The organism is Chloroflexus aurantiacus J-10-fl, from assembly GCF_000018865.1.
Lineage (GTDB): Bacteria > Chloroflexota > Chloroflexia > Chloroflexales > Chloroflexaceae > Chloroflexus > Chloroflexus aurantiacus.
Genome location: NC_010175.1, coordinates 1,001,975 through 1,025,780 on the forward strand (window position 1 = coordinate 1,001,975; position 23,806 = coordinate 1,025,780).

Below are 23,806 nucleotides of genomic sequence, written 5' to 3' on the forward strand. Positions count from 1 at the left end.
ACGTTAAGACAATTGGCGATGGCCCTGATACCACGTACACACCGAACGTAATGGACAACCATCGTGGCGATCAAGAAAACTGTTCCGGCCTGGCTGTCGTGAATAGACCCGCCGGGCCGGTGGGCCATCGCACCGTGGTCGGCTCAGGCAATAACGAACAGCCAGCTCGTTGAGTTGGGCATGGAAATCGGCCAGTAATCGGGGATCAGACGGCAGCGCAGCCGCAATGATGTGTTGAACCTGATGGTAACTGGCTCGATCCCAGGCAATCTCGTCAGGTACCAGGCGCGCAAAAATCCGCCGGGTGTAGGCATCAACCACGAACAATGGATGATCGCCGGCATAGAGCATAATCACATCTGCCGTCTCCGGGCCAATGCGCGGCAACGTCAGCAATTCACGGCGCAGCATTGCCGTCGGGCGGCGCAACATTGCCGCAACATCGCCGTAGCGTTCACTAATCGCACGGGCGAGGGCAATCAATCCAGCAGCTTTCTGACGATAGAAGGCACAGGGATAGATCAATTCGGCAACATCGGCGACCGTCGCCTGAGCGAGTGCATGCAAATCAATCAGCCCGGCCCGATAGAGACGCTCAATCGCACCTTCAACCGTCTCCCAGCGCGTCTGCTGCACCAGCACGGCACCGATCACAATTTCGAGCTGTGGGTTGGAACTTATAATCGGCCACCATGGCTGGTGAGCCTCTGGGCCGTAGAGCACCCCAAAATGGCTCACCAGCCGCCGGTAGACATCAAGTGGACTGACACGATGCTGCCAGCTCGTCATTGAATCGCTTGGCGTTCCAGGTTGCACAACGAATCCCTCAACGCAATCGACAATGTATCAGCATCGTGCCGGTCTGAACACTACACTCCGGTTGGTGTATCCTGCACTGCTACCGGCATATACATCTCGCGCAGATAGTCGGCCAGCATCCGGCGCGTGCTAAAGAGCGGCGCTACCGTAGCGATAGCCTCCTTGCAAATCTGTACCCACTCAACCGGAATCCCATTCGCATCACGATTGTCGTAGAAGCGGGGGGCAATCTCGTGTTCGAGCAAATGGTACAGCGACTGCGCATCGTTCCAGTCCTGCTCCTCCTGACTGGCGTACTCCCGCTCGTCACCAATCGCCCAACCGTTACGACCGTTATACGCTTCCGGCCACCAGCCATCAAGCACCGAACAATTGGGTGCACCGTTGAGGCTCGCTTTCATCCCACTGGTACCACTCGCCTCATACGGGCGGCGCGGGTTGTTCAGCCAGACATCGACCCCCTGCACCAGAGCACGTCCAACCGCTATGTCGTACTCTTCGAGGAAAATGATCCGTCCGGCCAGCCCCGGCTGCATCGCCATGCGATACACGTCCTGAATAAAGTGCTTGCCCGGATCATCCTTCGGGTGAGCCTTCCCGGCAAAGATGATCTGGATGGGCTTGCCGGGTCGGTTGAGAATGTACTTCAGCCGCTCAACATCTTTGAACAGCAGGGTTGCACGCTTGTACGTCGCAAACCGCCGGGCGAAACCGATGGTCAGAATGTTCTCTTCGAGTACCGGCCAGACCGGCGCCGGAATGCCCAGCCGCATATAATGCTGTTGGAGACGCTGCCGACTGAAGGCGATCAGATCACTCTTCAGTTTCTGGCGAGTACGCCAGAAGGTCTCATCAGGAATCTGGTACACCTTCCGCCAGATCTGTGGATCATCGAGATTGTCTTCCCAATTCTTGCCGAGATACGAGTTGTAGAGCGTGCGCATTTCGGGCGCCAGCCAGGTCGCAGTATGCACACCGTTGGTAATTGAGGTAATCGGCACTTCATCCTGGCTGCGACCGGGGTAGAGCCATTGCCACATCCCACGCGCAACATGACCGTGGAGTTTGCTCACCCCATTGTGGAACGCTGAAAACCGTAAGGCCAACGCAGTCATTGCAAACGTCGGCCCCCACTGCTGCTCTTGCAGCGCCAGACTCATAAACTCATCACGAGTCAGGTTTAATTGCGGCCAGAAGCTCCAGAAGAACTTCTCAATCATCGGCAAGGGGAAGGCGTCATTTCCGGCAGGTACCGGTGTGTGGGTGGTAAAGACACAATGCGCCTTTACCTGTTCCATCGCCTGCTCGAAGCTATAGCCCTGCGCCACCAGCTCACGGCACAACTCAAGCACCAGAAACGCCGAATGGCCTTCGTTCATGTGCCAGACGGTCGGTTTGTAACCGAGCCGGCGTAATGCGCGGACACCACCGACACCCAACACCAGCTCTTGCGAGATACGCATCTCTTGATCACCACCGTAGAGCCGGGCCGAAAGCTCCCGGTCTTGCGGACTGTTGGGATGGATGTCGGTATCCATCAACAACAGCTCATTACGGCCCACCTGAAACTTGTAGACCTTCGCGTAGATGGTACGTCCGGGTAACTCAACCTCGACCACCACTTCCCGACCTTCCGGGTCAAGTGCCGGGAGTGCCGGAACATCGGCGAAATTGAGCTTGTTATATTCAGCAAACTGCCAGCCGCTCTGATCGAGGCGCTGGCGGAAATAACCTTGTGGATAGATAAAACCAACCCCGACCAGCGGAATACCCATATCGCTGGCCTCTTTGATGTGATCACCCGACAGAATCCCCAGACCACCCGAGTAGATGGGTAGACTCTCATGCAGACCAAACTCGGCACTGAAATACGCGATCAGAGTATCTTTGGCGTCGGGATAGTTTTTGCTAAACCAGGTCTTCTTCGCGCTCATGTAGCTATCGAAGCTCTTGAGCACCGCGTCGTACCGCTTCAAATAGGCCGGATCATTTGCTGCTGCTTCCAGCTTACGCTGACGTACATCACGCAAAAAGTCGACCGGATTGTGGTACACCAGCTCCCATAGCTCTGGATCGATAGAGCGATAGAGGTCTTGCGCTTCGGGATGCCATGTCCACCAGAGGTTATAGGCAAGTTCGCGAAGGCGCGCAATGCGTTCCGGGCAAGGCGTGAACAGGATCTCATGTTCAAACCGTAGCATGATACCCCCACATCATCATATTGATGAACAATGTCCGCTTGTACTGGTATGATACCAGGAACTCTGTTATCACCGCCATGTTGTCTGACACTTTTCCATGTGCTGCGCAGCGGGAAATGACGGCTGAGTGCAATTGTAGCCGCTTACGGCAAATTTGTCCACTATGCAACTAATTTTTGGTCGCATGAGTGAGGGAGGGGATAGGAGATAGGAGATAGGAGATAGGAGATAGGAGATAGGAGATAGGAAATAGGAAATAGGAGATAGGAAATAGGAGATAAGAGATAGGAGGTATTGTCGGTCGCTTCACGGTATTCTGCTGTATCAGATCAAATCTGGCGTAATAGCGTTCATAAACCGTGTTCCAACGATCACGCTGGCACCACCCCTGAGTGCGGACGTACAGAACCAGTCTTGCCGTAACACAGTGAGATCACGTTTCGGAGAGGATACCATTTCCGTATAGGATTACCCGTCTCGCATCGTTTGGAGTGCGGCAGCCATGCTGCCGCGCCAGCCGTGCTCACAATCCGGTGCGCGGTTCAGCGGCTTCTTTACCAGTCAGATCACATCTGGTTTCCTCAACATCATCGCTCGTGCGCACACCATCACGCTGCCAGTGACCACGGACACAGAGAACTGCGTTTCTGCTGGCCTCACCGTCGTATGACGTGCCGGCATAGATACCGTCTCCAGCCTGGATTACCCGTCTCGCATCGTTTGGCGTGCGGCAGCCATGCTGCCGCGCCAGCCGTGCTCTCGATCCGAGGAGATAGGAAATAGGAGATAGAAGGTATTGTCAGTTGCTTCACGATGTTCTGCTTCATCACCAGTGATCCACAGGTGCGTGTCGGAACGCGGGCCGGGCAGAGCGACACTCCATCTGCACACCGCAGGTGGTACGCAAGCAATCGCATATCAGAACATCCCATTCGTTTAAAAATGTTATGTCAACTTTAATCCTAAACCAGGATAACCGGCGACAAAACCACCACGCACGTGCTACGCTGAACGACCTGGCGGTAAACGAATGTCGCGTGATCTCGGCTCTAACCGAACTGACGTTATAATAGCGACAAACAACGCAATGAACTGGTGAACGCTCACCGGATACGTATGAAACATATTCTCTCACCAGGCTGGGTCATCGAACTCCCCAGCGACCATCCAACGGCCCAATTCGCCGCCCATGAATTACGCCAGGCCATCCAACGAATGGGTGGCCCGCCACTCCCACTTGTTGGTCAGGCGCACGACCACCGGATCAGCCTGCGTCACGGTGCTGCCGGCGATGGCTTCGTTCGCTTCGCCGACGAACATGGTCTTGTCTTAGTCGGTGAAGGCCCAACCGGACTACTCTACGCCGTGTACCATCTGCTCGAAAGCTGGGGATGGCTGTGGGTCGGCCCTGGCGTTACCAACGAGCGAGTACCTTGCCCTGATCAGATCGCCTTACCAGAAGCAACATTCGCCGGGCAACCGGCATTCACCCGCCGGGGTCTGGTCATCGGCCACGACATCTTTCTAGCGCAGGCCGAAGCGTGGATTGAGTGGGCAGCACACGCCCGACTCAACACCATCTTCATTCACACTATCGGCGATCAGGGGATGCCGCTTGGTGCCTGCCGTCTACGCTCGTGGCAACAACAGCGCAACCGCCTCTGGCCATTGATCCGCGAGCGAGGGCTACGGCTGGAAATCGGTGGTCATCACCTCACCGACGCTCTTCCACGCAAGCGCTTTCGCCGCCAACCGGAACTCTTCCGCTTCAACGGTCGTCGTCGCGTATCTGATGGCAACCCCTGTCCGACCAACCCTACCACCCAGGCGCTGGTTCGTGAATGGGCACGATCCTTTTTTCTGGCCGAACCCGACGCGGCAGTCTATCACCTCTGGCCGGTTGATCGTCTGAGCGGCGGCTGGTGCCTGTGCCCACAATGTGCACAGCTCAGCCCTGCCGATCAGTCGTTGTTGCTGGTGAATGTGATGGCCGACGAACTGGCTGCGATCAATCCGACCGCCCGGATCAGCTTTCTGGCCTACCACGACACCATGGCGCGGCCACAACAGATTGTCCCGGCAGCGAATGTAGAGGCCCTCATTGCGCCACGCATGCGCTCGTATGCTGCCGGCATTGGCACGTCCACTCACCCGATCAACGGCCCGCTTGCCGAACAAATTGCAGCCATCAGCGAACTATTTCCCGCCGGAGTCAGCGTCTTCGAGTACTACCTCGATGGGATTCTGTTCAAATCAGCCCTGCCACCTCTTAGCAACACCATTGCTGCCGATCTCCGCACCTATCGCGACTGGGGCGTAACCGGCGTTCATGCCCTGCTCACCGGCGACCGGCCCTGGCTGGCTCCCGGCCCCAACCCGCACACCTTCGCTGCCCTTGCCTGGAATCCCCACCAGGACCCGTCAGCACTTCGTCATCAATACGCCGCGATCCGCTCTCCGGCCAACCCAACCCTGCTTGATCAGGTGTATACAGCGCTTGAAGAGGCCTGGCAACAGGTGCTCGACATCACCCCGGCAGAGGTTCAACGCCAGCATCCCGGTCGTCGCCGTGACCCGATTTCACAACCACCCCGTGACGTTCTCGACGGCTACGATATTCCATCGCCGTACTGCGAACAGCGCCTCTCGATCCTGCATACCGCGCTGGATATTATCGCTACCGGCGAAGCCTTGCTGACACCCAACAGTGCCACGCCTGAGTCCTCGGCACTCGCCGCCGATCTGGCCGAATGGACACACAGCAGACTGTTACTACGGTTCCTCGCTGCCCGGCAAGAAGTCGCCGTCCTCCAGGCCCGGCGGGCGCCACCGGCTCGCCAGCAGCAGGCGCTGGCCGCAGCACGTGAAACCCACGCCGATCTACTCGACTGGGCAGGACGCTACGTACCACCGACGGCACGCTCCGGTCACCGCCTGTTCCGCACCATCCTGAAACTGCACCTTGACCATCTTGAGAGCCAGATCGCCCCTCCCTGGCGCCAGGCCCAAATGCGCTGGCGTCGTTTGCGGGAACTCACCATCATTTTTGCTCAGCTTTGGCGGGGATGGTTATTACGGTAGCGGATTCAGGTATGCCGCTATAGCAAGGCCAGATGCTTCCCACCGGCATACCGGTGGAGAGAGAGATTCACATCGATGCCAGCAGGATGCGCGTGCGGCAGCCAAAGGTTCGCTCTCCAACCAAACAGCAGCGTAGACTCTGGTGGTAATGGGTGATGGATGATGGTTATGACAGTAGCGGATGCATGCATTCCGCTATAGCAAGGCCAGACCCCTCCCACCGGCATGCCGGTGGAGAGTGATTCACATCGATGCCAGCAGAATGCGCGTGCGGCAGCCAAAGGTTCGCTCTCCAACCAAACAGCAGCGTAGACTCTGGTGGTAATGGGTGACGGAGGATGATTATTACGGTAGCGGATGCATGTATTCCGCTATAGCAAGGCCAGACCCCTCCCACCGGTATGCAGGTGGAGAGAGTGTCTATTGTCGATGCAAGTATAGTGAACAAGCGCCAGTATCCCCTGGGAAAGCCGGGAACGCACGCCTCTGTCGCCCCCATCACCTGCGCACTGGGAGCGCGCGCCTCCGGCGCGCCTAACCGACCCACGACAGCGAGAGCCATACCACACCGCCGCTTCCCGCCCCAGCGGGGGCTATACATTACCTACAAGTCGCGCTGCGTTAGGCCGGGCTGCAAGTACTCCCCGTGGCGCAGGCTCCCCGTGGCGCAGGCTTCCAGCCTGCGTGGAGGCATTCCTCTCTACCGCCGTCAGGCGCTGGCCATGGCCGCTGGTGCGCAGGCACGAACCTGGTACAACCAAACGTCTACGCACAGGTATCGTATGCATGCCTGACCGACTCGATGATCGGCACGAGCACACTCAGCCCTCCCCCGTGACCAGGATGGGGAACGGTATGCCACGCGCCGGATCGTAAGCACGGCTGGCGCGGCAGCATGGCTGCCGCACTCCAAACCGCGCGACACGCGCATAACAAGCGGGTACGGTAATCCATCCAGCACGTGCTGGCACGGCTTGAGCGGTGCACTACCAACGAGCCAGTCGCTCAAAATAGCACCAATAGCGATCATACCCGCTGATACGCACCTGGTTGACACCAGTTATGGGTAATGCATAGCCCAGCGGGGACGGGCCGGGGTGGGGACGTGTCTGTATGCTCTGCGAGCACTCCCCTCCAGTGCCCCCATCACCTGCGCACTGGGAGCGCGCGCCGGAGGCGCGCCCCCAACCGGCCCACGACAGCGGGAGCCATCCGCCACCGCCGCTTCCCGCCCCCAGCGGGGGCGGGGTAGGGTGGGGGCGTCTCACCAATCCAATCACTGCCAGGAGCAGCGCAAGCACAACCCGCACTCCTATCATCACTCTGCCACCGCACCTGAGTGCGCAGCGTAGCATCGTTTCCGTCCGTGCCCCTTTGCATCACCGACAGCACAATGCTACATTCCACGAACAACACCTCTCGCAGCCCCTTGACTCTGCCTGATACACGTTATATAGTTCGATTATCGGTAGCAATCCTCTCCATACGACTGACGTTTCAGTCTGTACAAACGCGCCTGGCGCGACATTGGTACTGAGTGTCTGTTTAGAAACACATCCCAACCTTATCAACCGTATCAAGACAGCGTAGTCTGCAAAGGAGGTTCGCATGGTCACCTGGCGTCCAGACCCCACATTCTATCCATCACCACGGATGGCGGTTAAGGCTCCAGCCGAGAAGCTGGCCTATGTGGTGCGTCTCAACCCAATGGCAAACGGCAAGCCCGATGCAATGTGTGTCGTGGATGTCGATAGTCAGTCGAGTACATTTGGTCAAGTCGTTGGGGTCACCGACATGCCCTACACCGGTGGTGAACTCCACCATTTTGGCTGGAATGCGTGCAGTTCAATGCTCTGCCCAAATGCACCACATCCCCACGTCGAACGCCGGTATCTGGTTGTGCCGGATATTCGCAGCTCGCATATTACCATTCTCGACACAAAGCCCGACCCCACCCAACCGAAAGTAGTGAAAGTTATCGATCCAAATGAACTCGCCGAACGCACCGGGTATGCTCGTCCGCATACTGTTCACTGTGGGCCAGACGGCATCTACATCTCGGCGCTGGGTTCACCAGAGGGTGAAGGACCCGGCGGAATCTTCATCCTCGACCACGACAACCTGGAAGTGCTTGGACGCTGGGAGATCGACCGTGGCGATCAGTATCTGCATTACGACTTTTGGTGGCACCTCGGTTATGACACCCTGCTGACCAGTGAATGGGGTACCCCACGTATGGTCGAAAGTGGCGTTCTCGGCGACGAGCTATTGGCCGGCAAGTACGGTCATCGCCTCCACGTATGGGACCTCTACCGCCGCCGTCATTTGCAGACCCTTGACCTGGGTGCTGAATATCAAATGGCGCTGGAGTTGCGTCCGGCCCACGACCCAACCAAAGCCTACGGCTTCATGAACTGTGTGGTGAGCCTGAAAGACCTTTCAGCCTCCATCTGGCTGTGGTACCGCGACAACGGTTCCTGGCACCTGAAGAAGGTGATCGACATTCCCGCCGAACCGGCGTCCGAAGACCAGCTTCCTCCTATCCTGAAGCCGTTTAAAGCAGTACCACCACTCGTTACCGACATTAACCTGAGTGTCGATGACCGCTTCCTTTATGTATCGTGTTGGGGCACAGGTGAGTTGCATCAATACGATGTATCTGATCCGTTTAACCCGCGCTTGACCGGCAAAGTGCAAATTGGTGGTATCGTCCGTCGGGCCGGGCATCCAGCGACATCTGCCGAACTTAACGGTGGGCCACAAATGGTGGAAATCAGCCGCGATGGCCGACGGGTCTACTTCACCAATTCGCTGTACCGGGCGTGGGACGAGCAATTTTATCCAGATGGGATCAAGGGCTGGATGGTCAAGGTAGATGTTAATCCCGACGGTGGCATGCAATTCGATCCCAATTTCTTCGTCGATTTCGGTGAGCAGCGGGTACACCAAATCCGGCTTCAGGGTGGTGACGCATCGAGCGATTCGTACTGCTTCCCATGATCTGAATACGCTCCTCACCATCCTCGTGAGGAACCATTCGTGGCGCAGGCGTGCCGGAGCAAGGCTTCGGCACGCCCAACAAGCGATACGACAACTGGTCGTAGCATCATCCCGTAAAGACATATCAGCATAAGGACTCTGCCAGTGGATCAGACAACGACCTTGATCTGGATGTCGCTATTTGCGCTGGGCCTGTTTCACGGCATAAACCCCGCGATGGGCTGGTTGTTTGCCGTTGGGCTGGGATTACAAGAGCAGCGTTTGCAGGCTGTGTTGTATGCCTTCGGCCCGATTGCCCTCGGTCATGCAGCGGCCATTGGCGTGGCGGCGATTGTCGTCGCCCTTCTGGGGCAAACGCTGCCCACCGACCTCTTGCTGGTGTTGACCGGAGTAGCACTCCTGTTGTTCAGCGGATGGCGGCTGCTGGTACGTTTTCGCCATCCACGAACCCGTTTCCGGGCCAATTGGTGGCAGCTCGTCTCGTGGTCGTTCCTGATGGCAACGGCCCACGGTGCCGGCCTGATGGTCGCGCCATTTCTGGCCATGATGACACCGACCTCACATGCGCTACACGCCGGTCACGCTCATCATAGCCCGGCTCTGAGCGAGTCGCTGGGAGTAGCCTTGCTGGCAACAGGTGTCCATACGGCCGGTATGTTTCTTGCCATGGTTGCGGCAGCACTGGCTGTGTACTGGATCATGGGGCTTGAAGTACTCCGCCGGGCCTGGATCAATACCGATGTAATCTGGATTGCCGTTCTCACCATTACCGGTGGCATCACGCTGGGGTGGGGATTGTGGGAAATATGGCTGGTGTAAAGGGGCAGGACCCGGCAGGTTGAAGAATCGGCAGGTTAAAACCCTGCCTCACGTCGTCAAAGCCTCTTCGAGGCTTGCCTGCCGGCGGGGGTGGGTGTGTTGTTCAGAACTTATTTCATAAAAGCTGTGCTGTCGTGATCCCAGACAGCCGTACAGGTGCGCATTAACGCTTGCCAATCGCGCTGGATTAGTTGCCTTGCCTGCGCGTCATACGCGGGTCGTGCGGTATGGAGTGGGGCACCACGCTACCTCACCAGCCATGCTTCGTGCCAGGCGCGTGTTACGCTGTTGATCCTGCTGGTCGCGGGGATGCTGTTATCCACCACAGAGGCACAGAGAACACAGAGAATGGGTATAAACGGATCACCAATACTTACCGAGCATCCGCGCGTATCCGCCAGCCCCGCGTCCATACCATGTCCCGTCACGATAACCACGAATACTCAGTGATGCGTAGCGTCAGGTTAGGTATCACCAACCCTGACAGAACCTCCGCGTGTATCCGCCAAATCCGCGTCCATCCGTGTCCCCTCACGATAACCACGAATACGTAGTGGTGCGGAGCGTCAGGTGACGGATCACCAACACTGACAGAGCATCCGCGCGTATCCGCCAAATCCGCGTCCATCCGTGTCCCGTCACGATAACCACGAATACGTAACGATGCGTAGCATCAGGTTACGGATCACCAACCCTTACAGAACCTCCGCGTGTATCCGCCAAATCCGCGTCCATCCGTGTCCCGTTCTGTCGCACGACCGAATCAATACCTCACGCGCTGCCCACAACCTGGCCCATCCCGTGTATACTAATGCCGACTGCTATGAGCATTCGGATCATTCGGGTAAGATACGATGATGAATAACAACTTCTTCTCTTTTCAGTACCACGCACTCAAGCCACTGGCCCGGTGGGGGCTTGGGAGTGTTATCGGTGGCGCAATCCTGTCGCTCATTCCCGGTTTCTGGCGGCACTTTGGGCTTCAGGCCATAAGCTGGGGCGCTATTGATTGGCTGCTGGCCGTAGCCGGACGCCGACAGGCACTGCTCAAGGCCGAAGACCTTGCGCTTGGTGATATTGATGAAAACGAAGCTCACGCTGCTGCCGAACGGTTACGGAATATCTTGCTGATCAACGCCGGTCTCGACCTCCTCTACATTGGGAGTGGTCTGTGGCTCATCCGACAGGCAGGTGAACGCACCGACCGTCGGGGTATGGGGGCCGGTATTCTGGTTCAAGGTCTCTTTCTCTTGCTCTTCGATAGCATCCTTGCCGCCGAAATCCAACGGCGCTGGATTCCACCATCACCATGATCAACCAACGTATCTTTTCACTGTTACAATGTCCAACCTGCCGGGTACGTCCATTAGTGGTTGAAGCCAACGGTGTGCGTTGCCCGCGCTGTCAGACGCTCTACCCGTTCTGCGATGGCTATATCGATTTGATGCCACGAGGGGCAGAGTTCGATTACGTATCAAAGTATGTCAGCGACGAAGAGCAACTGGCTGCCGAACTGGATTACCGGGAGCTGGCACCACCGCTGCTGGCCGCCGGTGTGCGTGATCGCACACTACGCCGACTGATGCGCTGGCAGAAGAACGATATTGTGCTCGATAACGGGTGTGGCACAGCCAAACATGCGGTCTGGAACGCGAAGTATGTGGGGTTGATGGTCGGTTCCGATCCGGCCACGCTCTTCGCCGATGAGGCGGTGCGTACCGTCACCCTGGCGAAGGCCGACTCGCGACTGTTGCCGTTCGCCGACAACAGTTTCGATAAGGTGTTTGCGATTGACATTCTCGAACACTTTCCGTTACCGGTTATCGATGCCTATCTGGCCGAAACGGCCCGTGTGCTGCGTCCGGGTGGACGGATGCTGGCCTTCTCGAACACTCGCGAGCGGTCGCCGATCCAACCGCTGATTGATGTCAGCCGCTTCCTGGGGCGTCTCTTTGTCAAAGCTGGCGTGTACGACTTCGAGCGCGAGAAGCTCCGCAAGTCAGACCATATCAAAGCCCTGGAGACCTGGGAAGATGTGCTGGCGGCGTTTGAACGTGCCGGTCTGCGACCTGTAAAGGTCATCTTCTGGAATAGCCTGTTCACGACTTTTGTCGAACACGTCTTAATGAAACTGGGAGAGGCAGTGATCGGGCGGAATCGGGGACGTTCAGCATCTGAGTCTGTTCCCACCCGAGTCAGTGCCGGTGCAGCGCGTGAAATTCGGGCCCGCCAGCGGATGCGTAGTCGGCTACGCAAGAAGGGGCCGGTCTATTATGCGTTGCTGGCCGTAACCCTCTTGATGGAACTCGATCTCTGGCTGTTTGGCTGGATGCGGTGTGGTAGTTATTTCATTCTGGTTGAAAAGCCACGCTCATGATTGACTATCGCGTACTCTCGCCGGCAGAATTCGAGCAATTCTGGGCGCTCGATAGTTATGCGTTCGCCCGCCAGTATCACCGTGGTCGCTACACCCCGGCAGTCATTGCTCAACTGCGTGGCCTGTTTGTTGATGGCGAACTCGTTGCGCAGTTGCAAATCATGCCGTTTCAGATGCAGGCCGGATACGGGGAGCTGGCGGTTGGCGCGATTGGCAGTGTAGCCACCTGGCCGCAACATCGCCGACGTGGCTACGCCGAACAATTACTGCGCCATGCCTGTGCTGAACTACGCGAACGCGGGGCTGTGCTGGCGCTCCTCTATCCCTTCCGTCACACGTTCTACCAGCGCCTGGGCTGGGCACTGGCCGGTGAACGTCGACAGGTTCAGGCGTCGCCTGATCATCTGCAATCGTTCGCTGCCGCCCCCGGCACCTACGTTGCCGCAACCGCTGCCCATATCGCCGAACTCGATACCATCTACCGCGGTGCGCTACGTGGACGGTATGGCCCACTGGTGCGCGATCACGACTGGTGGCAGGTGGATGTGCTGCACACCTGGAGTGGTGATCGGTACCATGCTTTTATCTGGCGTGACGAACAGGGACGTGGCCGCTCATACCTGATCTATCGTCTCGAACGGAACGAGCAGGGTGATCGGCTGGTGTGCCGTGACATTGTGGCCCTCGATCCGGTCGCCCGCGCCCAGCTCTTCGTCTTCATCGCCCGGCATGCCGATCAGATTGTGGCGGCTGAGATACCAACGCCTATCGATGCCCCACTGAATGCGCTGCTGCCGGCACCAGCCCCTACGTCTGTTGTCCCACTCTTCATGCAGCGCGTGCTCGATACCGCACGCCTGTTGAGCGACTATCCCTTCGCACCGGTTGGCAACGGGCGTCTAACCATCCAGATTAGCGATGACTGGCTTCCCGACAATGCCGGACGCTATCAGATCGCATTGGATAATGGGCGGGCAGAAGTTACCCGACTGGGGGCCGGTGAGGCCGATCTCGCCTGTACCAGTGCCACCCTCAGCCAGCTTCTCAGCCGCTATCTCCGCCCACGCACAGCGGCTGCGTTCGGTCTCCTCGCCGCACCGAACCGGCAGGCATTGACGCTGCTCGAACAGGCACTCGATGGCCTGCCACCATTCTGCGGTGACTACTGGTGAACTGTGTCAACCTGAAATAGCGCTGAGCGCGCAAAAGCTGAGAATTGTCAGTATGCTACGACCTCTCTACATCTCGCCATTGGGCCGGGGCGGTGTTGATTTCGGCATTCAGAACATCACCCGTGCCACCCGTCGCGCCGGCCTGGCCTCTGAACTGCTACGGCTGCCTGAGCTGTACAATTTTCTGCCGATGTTAATTCCCAATATACTGCCCGCCGATGTGGTGCGACGGTTTGATGTCGTCCAGGGCCGATCCCGCATAGCCTTCAGTCTACGCGGGTACGACCGACCGGTGGTCACCACCGTGCATCACCTGACCACCGATCCCGATCTGCAACCGTACAGTTCATTTGCCCAGCGCCTCTTCTACCGCCTGGTCGAGTCGCGCTACGACGGGCTTTCCATCGCCTACGCCGATGCAGTGGTTTGCGTCAGCCGTTTTACCCAACGTATGGTCGAAGCGACCTATGGCCGGCGCGATACCGTTCTCATCTACGATGGCATTGACACCGATGTCTTTGTGCCGCCGCCGGGTATGCAGCGCCGCGACGATGGCCTGCCGCCGGCAAATGGCCGGATTCGCCTGCTCTTCGTCGGCAATCGTACCCGTCGTAAAGGCTTTGATCTGCTGCCACGGATTATGGATCGGCTGCCTGAAGACTATGTACTGTATTACACTGGTGGCTTTCAGGGACGCGATACCGGGCCACCCCATCCCCGCATGATCCCAATCGGTTCACCGGATCGGGATGGTCTGGTGGCCGCCTACCAGAGCTGCGACATTCTACTCTTTCCATCACGGCTAGAGGGTTTTGGGATTGCACCGGCAGAAGCGCTGGCCTGTGGGCGCCCGGTCGTCACCACCAACGTCGCTGCGTTACCCGAAGTGGTTGACGATGGCGAGAATGGGTTTCTGGTAGCCCGTGATGATGTGGCGGGTTATGCCGAAAAGGTACAGATTCTCGGTGAAGATGCTGCCCTGCGCCGCCGTTTCGGCGAGCATGGCCGGGCGAAGGTCGTCACTCATTTCGGCTACCGTCCACTCGGTGAGGGCTTTCGACAGTTGTACGGGCGGTTGTGCGGCAAGGGGTAGAATGCGGACATCACCAGATGCCAGCCGGCTATCATTGTCGTCCTGTGGATTGTGCCATCATCCCACACCGGCGTTGGTAGGGGCGCACGGCCGAGCGCCCCTACCGGGCACGGCCAGAGCGATCCCTGTTGGCCCGTGACATAACCGATGTATCGTACCAGCTACTGGGTGACGTATGCGTAATGCATAGCACGATGCGGGAAAGGGGAGAACGTTATATTAACTCACAGTTCCTGTCCGTCCCTGAACCTGCTGGGGGCGCAAGAATGCTGATGCCGTATAGCTCCCGCTGGTTTGGGGTGGCGACACCTCGCGAGACGCAGGCACCGTGCGCTGGTACAGGTGGGGAGCGAGCCGGATGCTCGCACTCCCAGGGGATACCAGTGCCTGTCCACCACGATGGAGCGCTCAAAGATACAACGAAGGAGTGACGGTAAATAGCGCACGATGACGTGAAACCAGGCTTGACATCAAATCCAATCTACACCTCGCACACCCCCCTCGCTCCTATCTTCTCTCTCCTATCTCCTATCTTCTCTCTCCTATCTCCTATCTTCTCTCTCCTATCTCCTATCTTCTCTCTCCTATCTCCTATCTTCTCTCTCCTATCTCCTATCTTCTCTCTCCTATCTCCTATCTTCTCTCTCCTATCTCCTATCTTCTCTCTCCTATCTCCTATCTTCTCTCTCCTATCTCCTATCTTCTCTCTCCTATCTCCTATCTTCTCTCTCCTATCTTCTCTCTCCTATCTCCTACCTTCTCCCCCTCCTACACCGACTCAGCCCGTGTACCGGCAGTCTGCCCGGCAAAGGGGCGGCGATGGTTCAGGTAGAGAAGGAACGCACACAGCACAATCGTCGTTACGCTGACCAGTTGCGCAACCCGAATACTCCCCTCACATTCACCACCGATCCCATTTGCACACAGGCTATCGGTGCGTAAACCTTCAACCCAGAACCGCCCAATCGAATAGATGATACCGTACAAAAACAGCAGATCACCCGGATTCAGCCGGCGCTGTTCAGGTGGCGCCAAACGACCGAACCGCCGGTCGAGCCAGAGCAGAACCCCAACCCCGACCAGATTCCAGATCGACTCGTACAGGAAGGTAGGGTGAAAGAGGGTGGTAATCGGGTACGTAGACAGATCGTTGTAGGGCGGCAAGCGATATTCCGGATCGATCCGCAACCCGAAGGGCAGATCCGTTGGTCGTCCATACGCTTCCTGGTTGAAGAAGTTTCCCCAGCGTCCGATGCTTTGCGCCAACAGAAAACCGGGCACACAGACATCGAGCCAATCCCAGTAGGGCAATTTAGCATAGCGCGTGTAGATCACGGTTGAGAGTAATGCGCCGATAATCGCCCCGTGAATGGCAATTCCGCCAGTTGTCAGGTTCAGCGCACTCCACGGATTCGGTGCGAACCGTTCCCACTCAAATACCACGTAGTAAATGCGTGCTCCCGCGATGCCAAGGATCAACCCCAGCATCAACTGATTCCAGACGTGATCGGGATGGTAGCCACGGGCAACAGCCCGGCGTGAAGCCAGCATTGCCGCGATCAGGGCACCGGTCATGATGATGGCACCATACCAGCGCACCACAATCGGAATACCAAACAAGGTAAAGCTAATCAGAAAAGGATCGTCAGGCGGATAGAGAACCATATTGCACTCTACTTCCTCTCAGGTTAAATTGCAATCCAGAGCAGATATGACATACGCCCGGCTGCACATCATGTTTGATGAAAAAGAGCAGTACCCACCGCTAAGGGTGGCTTTCCAACCGCAAGACACGTTCTGCATGCACGCTACAGCGACGCGGCGTAGCGCACGGCATTGCGAAAAATCTGCAACCCATCACCCTCGCGTCGGGCCGGTTCGCGTGTCCAGCGTGGATGCTGGTGGGGCAACACAGCATTTTCGGGGTGCGGCATCAACCCCAGTACATTCCCCTGCGCATTGCACAGACCGGCAATCGCGTGTGGTGACCCGTTGGGATTCGCCGGATACCCCTCGCCGACATAGCGAAGTGCTACCAGCCCATTCGCTTCTAATTCGGCCAGGGTTGCCTCATCCCGAACAGCAATTCGTCCTTCACCATGGGCAACCGGCACTTCAATGGGCTGCTCGATACCCTGCGTAAACCGGCACCGGCTATGCGCTACTGCTTCGAGCTGCACCCAGCGACATTCAAACTGCTGCGATTCGTTTGTCGTCAGGGTTACCCGCGGTGACTGCCGCAGCGGGCCAGGTAGTAAGCCTGCTTTCACCAACACTTGAAAGCCGTTACAGATGCCAATGACGGGCCGGCCATCGGCAACAAAGCGTTCAAGTTCTTCGCCAAGGCGATGGATCAAATCAACTGCCAGCAAGCGACCGGCACCCAGGTGATCGCCATACGAGAAACCACCCGGAATAATCAGCATTGCATAGTCAGTCAATCGAATTGAGCGCTCGATCAACCGATTGACGTGAATTCGTTCGGGCTGGGCACCGGCCAGCTCACAGGCCAGCGCCGCATCTGCATCCCGATTAATACCGGGAGCGCGGAGAATGAGTGCTTTCAGTTCCACCGAAACTCCATCTCTACCTCACCGATCTTGATCCGATCACCAGCTTGCAGACGCTGCGGCACGTTGGGCAAAATTTGCTTACCGTTAATCTCCGTCCCATTAGTGCTCTTCTGATCAGTGAGAATATAGTGATCGCCACGTCGTTCGATAATTGCATGCAGGCGGGAAGCAATCCCGCGGTCGTGTTCTGCCAGATCGATTTCGGGAAAATGGGCCCGTCGCGGATCACGGCGTCCGATCCGGATCGGCGAACGATCTAGCACCACTTCCCAGGTTCGATAGGGAGAGCGCAGGATCAGACGTGCCGGTGGTTTGCGCAGTGGTGGCTCCGCTACGACGTCTTTGCCAGACAGGGCTGTACCACAACCGGCACAGAACCGTGCCTGCGGTTTGTTCAGGCGTCCACATTGATCACAAACCACCCCTACGCTCTCACCTGCACCGGGCAACGTTGATGCGGGTGGGGGCACAACCGGCGGTGGCGCTGCCGGCTTTGTAGGCGGCAGCGGCTGCATCCGGAGCGTCGGATCAACGTATGGCGTCTTCAAGAGCTTATGCAGTGCCTGCTCCATGTCGAGACAACTGGCAAAACGTTTATCGCGCTCCAGGCTCATCGCCCGAATCACAATCGCCTCTGTTTCAGGCGAGACCGAGCGATTGATCCTGATGATCTCACCCCGCCGGGGAGGTTGCAACGGCACCGGTGGAATGGCCGTCAACAGATGCAGCATCGTCGCGCCAAGCGCATACACATCTGAAGCAGCATCGGTCTGCCCACGACCGTATTGCTCAGGCGGGGCATAACCGGCTGACCCCATCGCAATCGTGTCTTTCGTCTTGCCGGCTTTATGCCGGCGTGCCACCCCAAAATCGATCAACTTCAACACACCGTCCGGCGTCAGAATCACATTTGCCGGTTTCAGATCGCGGTAGATAATCGGTGGCTGTCGTGTGTGCAAATAGTGCAGAACTCGACAAAGCTGAATCCCATACGCGATAACCTGCTGTTCAAGCATGGGGGCATTCGCTTCACGGAGAATGGCTTCCAGCGTCTTACCGGGAACGAACTCCATAATCATGGTGGGCCGACCTTCATAGGCAAAGAGGTCGATCACAACCGGTAAGTTGGGGAAGGATAGTGAGCGCAGTAGTTCAGCCTCTTGCAAAAAAAGGTGTTGGGTTTCAGCCAGCTCTTCATCACTAATGTCGCCAAGCGGCCGCATCTCTTTCAAGGCCCAGATACTGCCGTCACTCACCCGCCGGACACGGTACACTGCTCCCATACCTCCACGACCGATGAGGTTGAGCACCGTGTACGCATCATTCGTTCCCCGCACGGTCAGATTGTCTGGAAGTCGATCAGGCATCAGCATAGCGAACTACCGTAGCTATCGTTTCTAGCCAATTATACCACTAGCGCAGACCTCTGGTCTCCCTTCGCCCGCACGAGCGAATTCAGGGACGGGCAGCATATCTGAATCTACCAGAACTTATTTCACAAAAGCTGTACTATCGTGCTCCCAGACGGTCGCACAGGTGCATGAAGGCTTTCTAATCGCTAACGACAGCGTATCCTGTTTCCAGTCTACTGGTATGACAGTGAGAAGGGCTGAAGACTATCTCCGATGCCATCACGCATTGGATTGGTTGCCTTGCGCGCTCGTCATCCACGTGTTGCGAAGTTTGGAGTGCGACGGCTATGCTCACGATCCGGGACGTGGCATGCCGTTGATCCTGCCGGGCACGAGGATGCTGTATGTGCTCGTCACAATTATAGAGTCTGTCAGTAATGAATGAGGTAACTTCTCGTAAATATTTTTGAAACAGGCTCTACACTTCTTCAGGACGCCCCACACAGACTTTTGGCCTCCCCGCTCCCGCTGCGTTCAAGGGTGACAGTTTTATGAACGAACGCAGCTTACGTGCGTGTGATTAGGGGTGATGGCGTTCAGGCCATCTTTACGTTCCATCTTCCGCATACGCTCAACATGGCTGTTCGTTCCCGAGCACACACTCCGTGCTATCCTTGACGAACCGGCCATTGACTGCTATAATCTGCGATGTCGCGCCGAAGTGGCGGAATGGCAGACGCGGCGGTCTCAAAAACCGCTGGGGATCAACCCCCGTGTGGGTTCAAGTCCCACCTTCGGCACCAGCGAGAGTTGTCTGGCTCTCACAATACGGGGCGTGGCTCAGCCTGGTAGAGCGCCGCGTTCGGGTCGCGGAGGTCGGTGGTTCAAATCCACTCGCCCCGACCAAATACAAAGAGCGTCTGTGTCGCCACACAGACGCTCTTTATCATGCATGTTCCTGCCGGGATTGGTATGATACAGGTAAGAAGTTCGATGATAGCGAGTACGCCTATGAGACAACGAATTTTTTACCTGACCAGTAGCTGTCTGTGGCTGGGATGCCTCGTTCTCCTCTCGGCCTGTATTGATCTGGCAGCAGCCCTTCCCCCAACTCCCAGCCCCTTCCCGACCATCCCGCGCTTGCCGACGGTGACACCGGTCACGCCAGAGCCGGTTCGTACATCGGTGATCATCGTGCTGGCCCCATCACCCACGATCACTCCAACCATCAATCCTCTGCGCGGACGGGTGAGCGTGGAAGCAAACGTGCGGCAAGGCCCGGGCACGTCGTTTCAGGTCATTACCGTTCTCCCCGTCAACACCGAAGTTATCCTGGAGGGACAACGGGCCAACTGGTATCTGGTGCGCCTCAGTGATGGGCAGAGTGGCTGGATGTCGGCAACAGTGCTTGAAGTTGATCCCGCTATCGCAGCTCAGGTACCGGTTGTCACCCCATGATTTGCATCAAACAACAATATCTGTCTGAGCAATAGTAGTGGTACCATACTATATGAGACTCGAACTAACCATCCTGGATGGTTTCAGTAAAGGATAGTTCCTATGCAGCTCTTCAGTACGCTATCACGAACCCGCGAAACCTTCACTGTACCGACCGACCGGCCCGTTACGCTGTATGTTTGTGGCGTCACCCCTTACGACACTACCCACATGGGTCACGCTCGTACCTTCATTGTCTTTGATGTCCTGGTGCGTTACCTTCAGTGGCAAGGGGCGACCGTGCGCTACTGTCAGAATGTTACCGATGTTGATGATCCGCTGTTTGAGCGCGCCCGCCGTGATGGCGTGCAATGGGATGAGCTGGCCGAACGTCAGATCAGACAACTCCGGGCCGATTGTGCCGACCTGAATATCTTACCCCCAACCTTCTTCCCGCGGGTTAGTGAAGAGGTTGGCACCATGATCCCCATCATCGAGCGACTGATCGAGCTGGGTCACGCTTACGTTGTTGATGGCAATGTCTATTTCAGTATTCAAACCGACCCCGACTTTGGTCGCATGGCCCGTATGGGCTATAGCGAATTGCTCGCCATCGCCAACCAGAGAGGGAATAACCCGCATGACCCCAATAAACGCGATCCCCTTGACTTTGTGCTCTGGCAGCGTGGCAATCCCGACGAACCGAAATGGGAGAGTCCATGGGGGCTGGGGCGACCAGGCTGGCATATCGAGTGTAGTGCAATGTCGCAACGCTACCTGGGTGAGCAGATCGATATTCACGGCGGTGGAGCTGATCTGATCTTTCCCCACCATTCATGCGAAATTGCCCAGAGTGAATCGGCAACCGGCAAACGGCCCTTTGCCCGCTTCTGGATGCACGTCGGCCTGGTCTGGCTCGACGGTGAAAAGATGAGTAAGTCGCTAGGGAATCTGGTATTTGCCCGCGATGCCTTACGCGAGCACCATCCCGATGCGATCCGCTGGTATTTGCTGAGTGAACACTACCGCGAAGATTTTGATTACCGTCGCGATGCCCTCGTGCGCTTCGAGCAATACGCTGCCGATCTGCGGCAGGCGCTGAGTGTCACCGGCGGCTCGCATAGCCCGCTCGACGTTAGCCGTGGCCGTGAGGACGTCATCGCCGCAATGAACGATGATCTTGACACCCCAACCGTCCTGGCCGTTCTGCATACGATGGCCGGTATGATCATTGATGGTGCAAAAGAAGGCCGTGATGTGAGTTCAGCTCAGGCAGTAGTACGCGACCTGGCCTTGATGCTGGGGTTTACACTCCGTTGAGCAGCGCAGGTAGCGAAGCGACCTGATACAGCATATTTACCGCACAGGGTGGGTGAAGACATTTCTTCACCCACCCTTGCTTCGCGTGCTGTCCATACGCTTAACGCTGGCGATTGCGATCACGTCCGCGCAGGAAGGGCGGAATATCGAGATCATCGTTCGTGATCGCCGGTCGTACCGGCTGCACCGGCGGTGTCGTCGGGGTCTGGGCCGGCTGGCGTGGCCGCTGCTGGGTTACCTGACTGCCAATCTGACCGGTCGCCTGGCCGGTGCTGGTCGCTACCGTCGGGTACGAGCGGGTGCGCTGCACATTCGAGCTACGATTGACATCGAAGCCGGTAGCAATGAGGGTAATCTTGATCTCACCGGGCGGGAAGTTTGGATCGATCACCGCGCCGATGATGATATTTGCGTCGGGATCGACCTGCTTGGCCACAATATCCGCAGCCTCGTAAACCTCCATAATCCCCAAATCCTCACCACCGGTGATGTTGAAGAGCACGCCTTTGGCGCCATCAATACTCACTTCAAGCAATGGGCTGGCAATCGCCTGATTCACGGCATCGAGTGCTCGCGTATCGCCTTTGCCGAAGCCAACCGCCATCAGCGCCGAACCCTGCTGGGCCATGATGGTCTTAACGTCGGCAAAGTCCACGTTGATCAAGCCACGCTGCGTGATCAAGTCCGAGATACCCTGAATGCCCTGGCGCAGAACATCATCTGCCATCTGAAACGCCTGCTGGAAGGTCGTATTCTTGCTGGCCGTCTGCAACAGACGGTCGTTGGGTATCACAATCAGCGTATCAACAACCGGACGCAACTGCTCGATCCCGGCCTCAGCGACCTTTCGGCGATGATTGCCCTCGAAGGTGAAGGGGCGTGTCACCACACCAACGGTCAACGCACCGAGATCGTGGGCAATCCCGGCAATGATCGGTGATGCACCGGTACCGGTACCGCCACCCATCCCGGCAGCGACGAAGACCATATCGGCCCCCTTCAACTGCTCGTAGATGTCTTCCTGGTTCTCCTCGGCAGCTTTCTGACCGATAACCGGATTACCACCACTGCCGAGACCACGGGTCAGTTTATCGCCGATCCGAATCCGCACCGGCGCCAGCGAGTGCATCAGAGCCTGGACATCGGTATTCACCGTGATAAACTCAACTCCCTGTACGCCGGCAGCAATCATGCGATCAACTGCGTTGCTGCCGCCGCCGCCAACGCCAATGACTTTGATCTGAGCGAAGTCTTCCAACGAGAAGCCATTGCTACTGCGATCAACCATGTGTAACCCTCCTTGAACTGGTAGTTATGGCAATAATTCGCGCAACCAGCGGCGGAAGCGCTCGTAAAGTGAACTCGTATCATCAGACGAGGACTGCTCAGGCGGCCGCCCGCCGTAACGCACTCCCCATCGCAAAAGCCCAACAGCCGTCGCATATGCCGGTGAGTCGAGTGAGTCGGTGAGACCCCCCAACCCACCCGGAATACCGATTCGTACCGGTAATCCCAGGTCGTCACGCAGAAGATCGTCGAAGCGACTGAGCTGTGCCCCACCTCCAGTCAAGACAATGCCGGCCGGAAGCATGCCTTCGTATCCGCTCCGACGGGCTTCAGCAACGATCAGCTCAATAAGTTCTTCGGCACGTGCCTGTAGAACCTGTTTCAAGAGATGAGCACTGATCTGTTGCTTTTCACCTACCGTCAATGTTTCCGCATCGATGAGATCACTCTCATCACCCGGCGCGGGCGGATTACCGGCGATGGCGCTGCCGTAGCGCAGTTTCAAATACTCGGCGGTATTCGGCGGCGTATGCAAGACATAAACAATATCGTTGGTGAAGTGCTGCCCACCAACCGGGATTACTCCGGTATGCCATACCCCGCCCTGGGCAAAAATGGCGAGATCGGTGGTGGCGCCGCCAATATCGATGAGCATCACGCCACGCTCTTTGTCGTCATCGCTGAGCACCGCTTCGGCGGCAGCCAGCGGCTGTAAGACCAGATCATCAATCTGCACACCCGCCCGCTCGACGCTCCGGATCAGGTTCTGAATTGCCATCGCCTCGCCGGTGATGATGTGTGTCTCCACCTCAAGACGTAGCCCGCTCATCCCAATCGGATCGCGAATCCCATCATTACCATCGATCACATAGGTACGGGGAATGACGTGAATGATCTCGCGCTGGGTGGGTAACGCTACCAGTTGCGCTGCTTCCACTGCCCGCGCCACGTCTTGCCGGGTGATCCCGTCGGGATTCTGAACGGCTGCCACTCCCCGACTGTTAAGTGACGAAATGTGACGACCGGCAACCCCGACAAAGGCGTGGCTGATCCGTAAACCGCTGGCGCGTTCAGCCTTTTCCAGGCTGGCTTCGATTGCAGTGGCGGCATCGTCAATATTGACGACCACTCCTTTGTCGATCCCACGGCTGGGCACCATCCCAACACCGAGAATATTCAGCCGTCGTCCATCACCGATTTGGCCGACGATGGTACAGATTTTACTTGTCCCTACATCTATGCCAACAATGGTGCGTGCCATGGTGCGTGCCATAG

16 protein-coding genes and 2 tRNA genes are annotated in these 23,806 nt (G+C 57.3%); 11 read left to right on the forward strand and 7 right to left on the reverse strand.

The genetic code is table 11. The features are described 5' to 3' along the window. Nucleotides 1–3 precede the first annotated feature (3 nt). Nucleotides 4–789: an endonuclease III domain-containing protein gene (locus CAUR_RS03820; protein ID WP_242605057.1), complete on the reverse strand. Its 786-nt coding sequence runs from the start codon at nucleotides 787–789 to the stop codon at nucleotides 4–6. An 80-nt stretch (nucleotides 790–869) separates the two neighbouring features. Continuing rightward, a complete protein-coding gene (glgP, locus tag CAUR_RS03825) occupies nucleotides 870–3,020 on the reverse strand; it encodes an alpha-glucan family phosphorylase (RefSeq protein WP_012256629.1) in 2,151 nt (716 codons plus the stop codon). Between the two features lie 1,116 nt (nucleotides 3,021–4,136). Here glgP and CAUR_RS03830 point away from each other — a divergent pair. The 7 genes from CAUR_RS03830 (at nucleotide 4,137) to CAUR_RS03860 (ending at nucleotide 14,562) form a co-directional block, all read left to right on the forward strand. Continuing rightward, complete coding sequence (locus tag CAUR_RS03830) at nucleotides 4,137–6,101, forward strand: DUF4838 domain-containing protein (RefSeq protein WP_012256630.1); 1,965 nt, start codon at nucleotides 4,137–4,139, stop codon at nucleotides 6,099–6,101. A 1,608-nt stretch (nucleotides 6,102–7,709) separates the two neighbouring features. Further along, nucleotides 7,710–9,101, forward strand: coding sequence for a selenium-binding protein SBP56-related protein (locus tag CAUR_RS03835; protein WP_012256631.1), 1,392 nt, complete (start codon nucleotides 7,710–7,712; stop codon nucleotides 9,099–9,101). Between the two features lie 144 nt (nucleotides 9,102–9,245). Further along, complete coding sequence (locus CAUR_RS03840; RefSeq protein WP_012660513.1) at nucleotides 9,246–9,920, forward strand: hypothetical protein; 675 nt, start codon at nucleotides 9,246–9,248, stop codon at nucleotides 9,918–9,920. Nucleotides 9,921–10,774: 854 nt separating this feature from the next. Beyond that, nucleotides 10,775–11,233 carry a DUF6992 family protein gene (locus CAUR_RS03845; RefSeq protein WP_012256633.1) on the forward strand — a complete coding sequence of 153 codons (459 nt, stop codon included), beginning with the start codon at nucleotides 10,775–10,777 and terminating at the stop codon, nucleotides 11,231–11,233. Further along, a complete protein-coding gene (locus CAUR_RS03850) occupies nucleotides 11,230–12,297 on the forward strand; it encodes a class I SAM-dependent methyltransferase (RefSeq protein ID WP_012256634.1) in 1,068 nt (355 codons plus the stop codon). Before CAUR_RS03845 ends, CAUR_RS03850 begins: the two co-directional genes overlap by 4 nt. Beyond that, nucleotides 12,294–13,469 (forward strand): GNAT family N-acetyltransferase, encoded by a 1,176-nt coding sequence (locus tag CAUR_RS03855; protein ID WP_012256635.1) that lies wholly within the window; start codon nucleotides 12,294–12,296, stop codon nucleotides 13,467–13,469. Before CAUR_RS03850 ends, CAUR_RS03855 begins: the two co-directional genes overlap by 4 nt. 52 nt (nucleotides 13,470–13,521) lie before the next feature. Next, nucleotides 13,522–14,562: a glycosyltransferase family 4 protein gene (locus CAUR_RS03860; RefSeq protein ID WP_012256636.1), complete on the forward strand. Its 1,041-nt coding sequence runs from the start codon at nucleotides 13,522–13,524 to the stop codon at nucleotides 14,560–14,562. A gap of 768 nt (nucleotides 14,563–15,330) precedes the next feature. Here the strand turns inward: CAUR_RS03860 and lgt are convergent. From lgt to CAUR_RS03875, 3 genes are all read right to left on the reverse strand, one after another. Beyond that, nucleotides 15,331–16,227, reverse strand: a complete 897-nt coding sequence (lgt, locus tag CAUR_RS03865) for a prolipoprotein diacylglyceryl transferase (protein WP_012256637.1) — start codon at nucleotides 16,225–16,227, stop codon at nucleotides 15,331–15,333. 143 nt (nucleotides 16,228–16,370) lie between these two features. Then, the gene (purQ, locus tag CAUR_RS03870) at nucleotides 16,371–17,135 is read right to left on the reverse strand and encodes a phosphoribosylformylglycinamidine synthase I (protein ID WP_012256638.1); all 765 of its coding nucleotides are present in this window, start codon (nucleotides 17,133–17,135) and stop codon (nucleotides 16,371–16,373) included. After that, the gene (locus CAUR_RS03875; RefSeq protein ID WP_012256639.1) at nucleotides 17,126–18,508 is read right to left on the reverse strand and encodes a protein kinase domain-containing protein; all 1,383 of its coding nucleotides are present in this window, start codon (nucleotides 18,506–18,508) and stop codon (nucleotides 17,126–17,128) included. The genes purQ and CAUR_RS03875 overlap by 10 nt, the downstream gene beginning before the upstream one ends. 694 nt (nucleotides 18,509–19,202) lie before the next feature. Here CAUR_RS03875 and CAUR_RS03880 point away from each other — a divergent pair. The 4 genes from CAUR_RS03880 to cysS all read left to right on the forward strand — a co-directional run bounded on the left by CAUR_RS03880 (nucleotide 19,203) and on the right by cysS (nucleotide 21,244). Next, a tRNA-Leu gene (locus tag CAUR_RS03880) sits at nucleotides 19,203–19,290 on the forward strand. 26 nt (nucleotides 19,291–19,316) lie between these two features. Next, a tRNA-Pro gene (locus tag CAUR_RS03885) sits at nucleotides 19,317–19,393 on the forward strand. 105 nt (nucleotides 19,394–19,498) lie between these two features. Continuing rightward, on the forward strand, nucleotides 19,499–19,945 hold the full coding sequence (locus CAUR_RS03890; RefSeq protein WP_012660514.1) for an SH3 domain-containing protein: 447 nt from the start codon (nucleotides 19,499–19,501) through the stop codon (nucleotides 19,943–19,945). A gap of 102 nt (nucleotides 19,946–20,047) precedes the next feature. Further along, complete coding sequence (gene cysS, locus CAUR_RS03895) at nucleotides 20,048–21,244, forward strand: cysteine--tRNA ligase (protein ID WP_012256641.1); 1,197 nt, start codon at nucleotides 20,048–20,050, stop codon at nucleotides 21,242–21,244. A gap of 100 nt (nucleotides 21,245–21,344) precedes the next feature. Here the strand turns inward: cysS and ftsZ are convergent, their stop codons facing one another. Both ftsZ and ftsA read right to left on the reverse strand, forming a co-directional pair. Beyond that, complete coding sequence (ftsZ, locus tag CAUR_RS03900; RefSeq protein ID WP_012256642.1) at nucleotides 21,345–22,532, reverse strand: cell division protein FtsZ; 1,188 nt, start codon at nucleotides 22,530–22,532, stop codon at nucleotides 21,345–21,347. A 24-nt stretch (nucleotides 22,533–22,556) separates the two neighbouring features. Then, nucleotides 22,557–23,804, reverse strand: a complete 1,248-nt coding sequence (gene ftsA, locus CAUR_RS03905) for a cell division protein FtsA (RefSeq protein ID WP_012256643.1) — start codon at nucleotides 23,802–23,804, stop codon at nucleotides 22,557–22,559. Nucleotides 23,805–23,806: the final 2 nt, after the last annotated feature.

Bases quoted from the DNA above. Each gene is read 5' to 3' on its own strand.
- CAUR_RS03820 (WP_242605057.1), bottom strand. From the start codon at position 789: ATGACGAGCTGGCAGCATCGTGTCAGTCCACTTGATGTCTACCGGCGG.
- glgP (WP_012256629.1), bottom strand. From the start codon at position 3,020: ATGCTACGGTTTGAACATGAGATCCTGTTCACGCCTTGCCCGGAACGC.
- CAUR_RS03830 (WP_012256630.1), top strand. From the start codon at position 4,137: ATGAAACATATTCTCTCACCAGGCTGGGTCATCGAACTCCCCAGCGAC.
- CAUR_RS03835 (WP_012256631.1), top strand. From the start codon at position 7,710: ATGGTCACCTGGCGTCCAGACCCCACATTCTATCCATCACCACGGATG.
- CAUR_RS03845 (WP_012256633.1), top strand. From the start codon at position 10,775: ATGATGAATAACAACTTCTTCTCTTTTCAGTACCACGCACTCAAGCCA.
- CAUR_RS03850 (WP_012256634.1), top strand. From the start codon at position 11,230: ATGATCAACCAACGTATCTTTTCACTGTTACAATGTCCAACCTGCCGG.
- CAUR_RS03855 (WP_012256635.1), top strand. From the start codon at position 12,294: ATGATTGACTATCGCGTACTCTCGCCGGCAGAATTCGAGCAATTCTGG.
- CAUR_RS03860 (WP_012256636.1), top strand. From the start codon at position 13,522: ATGCTACGACCTCTCTACATCTCGCCATTGGGCCGGGGCGGTGTTGAT.
- lgt (WP_012256637.1), bottom strand. From the start codon at position 16,227: ATGGTTCTCTATCCGCCTGACGATCCTTTTCTGATTAGCTTTACCTTG.
- CAUR_RS03875 (WP_012256639.1), bottom strand. From the start codon at position 18,508: ATGCTGATGCCTGATCGACTTCCAGACAATCTGACCGTGCGGGGAACG.
- CAUR_RS03890 (WP_012660514.1), top strand. From the start codon at position 19,499: ATGAGACAACGAATTTTTTACCTGACCAGTAGCTGTCTGTGGCTGGGA.
- cysS (WP_012256641.1), top strand. From the start codon at position 20,048: ATGCAGCTCTTCAGTACGCTATCACGAACCCGCGAAACCTTCACTGTA.
- ftsZ (WP_012256642.1), bottom strand. From the start codon at position 22,532: ATGGTTGATCGCAGTAGCAATGGCTTCTCGTTGGAAGACTTCGCTCAG.
- ftsA (WP_012256643.1), bottom strand. From the start codon at position 23,804: ATGGCACGCACCATGGCACGCACCATTGTTGGCATAGATGTAGGGACA.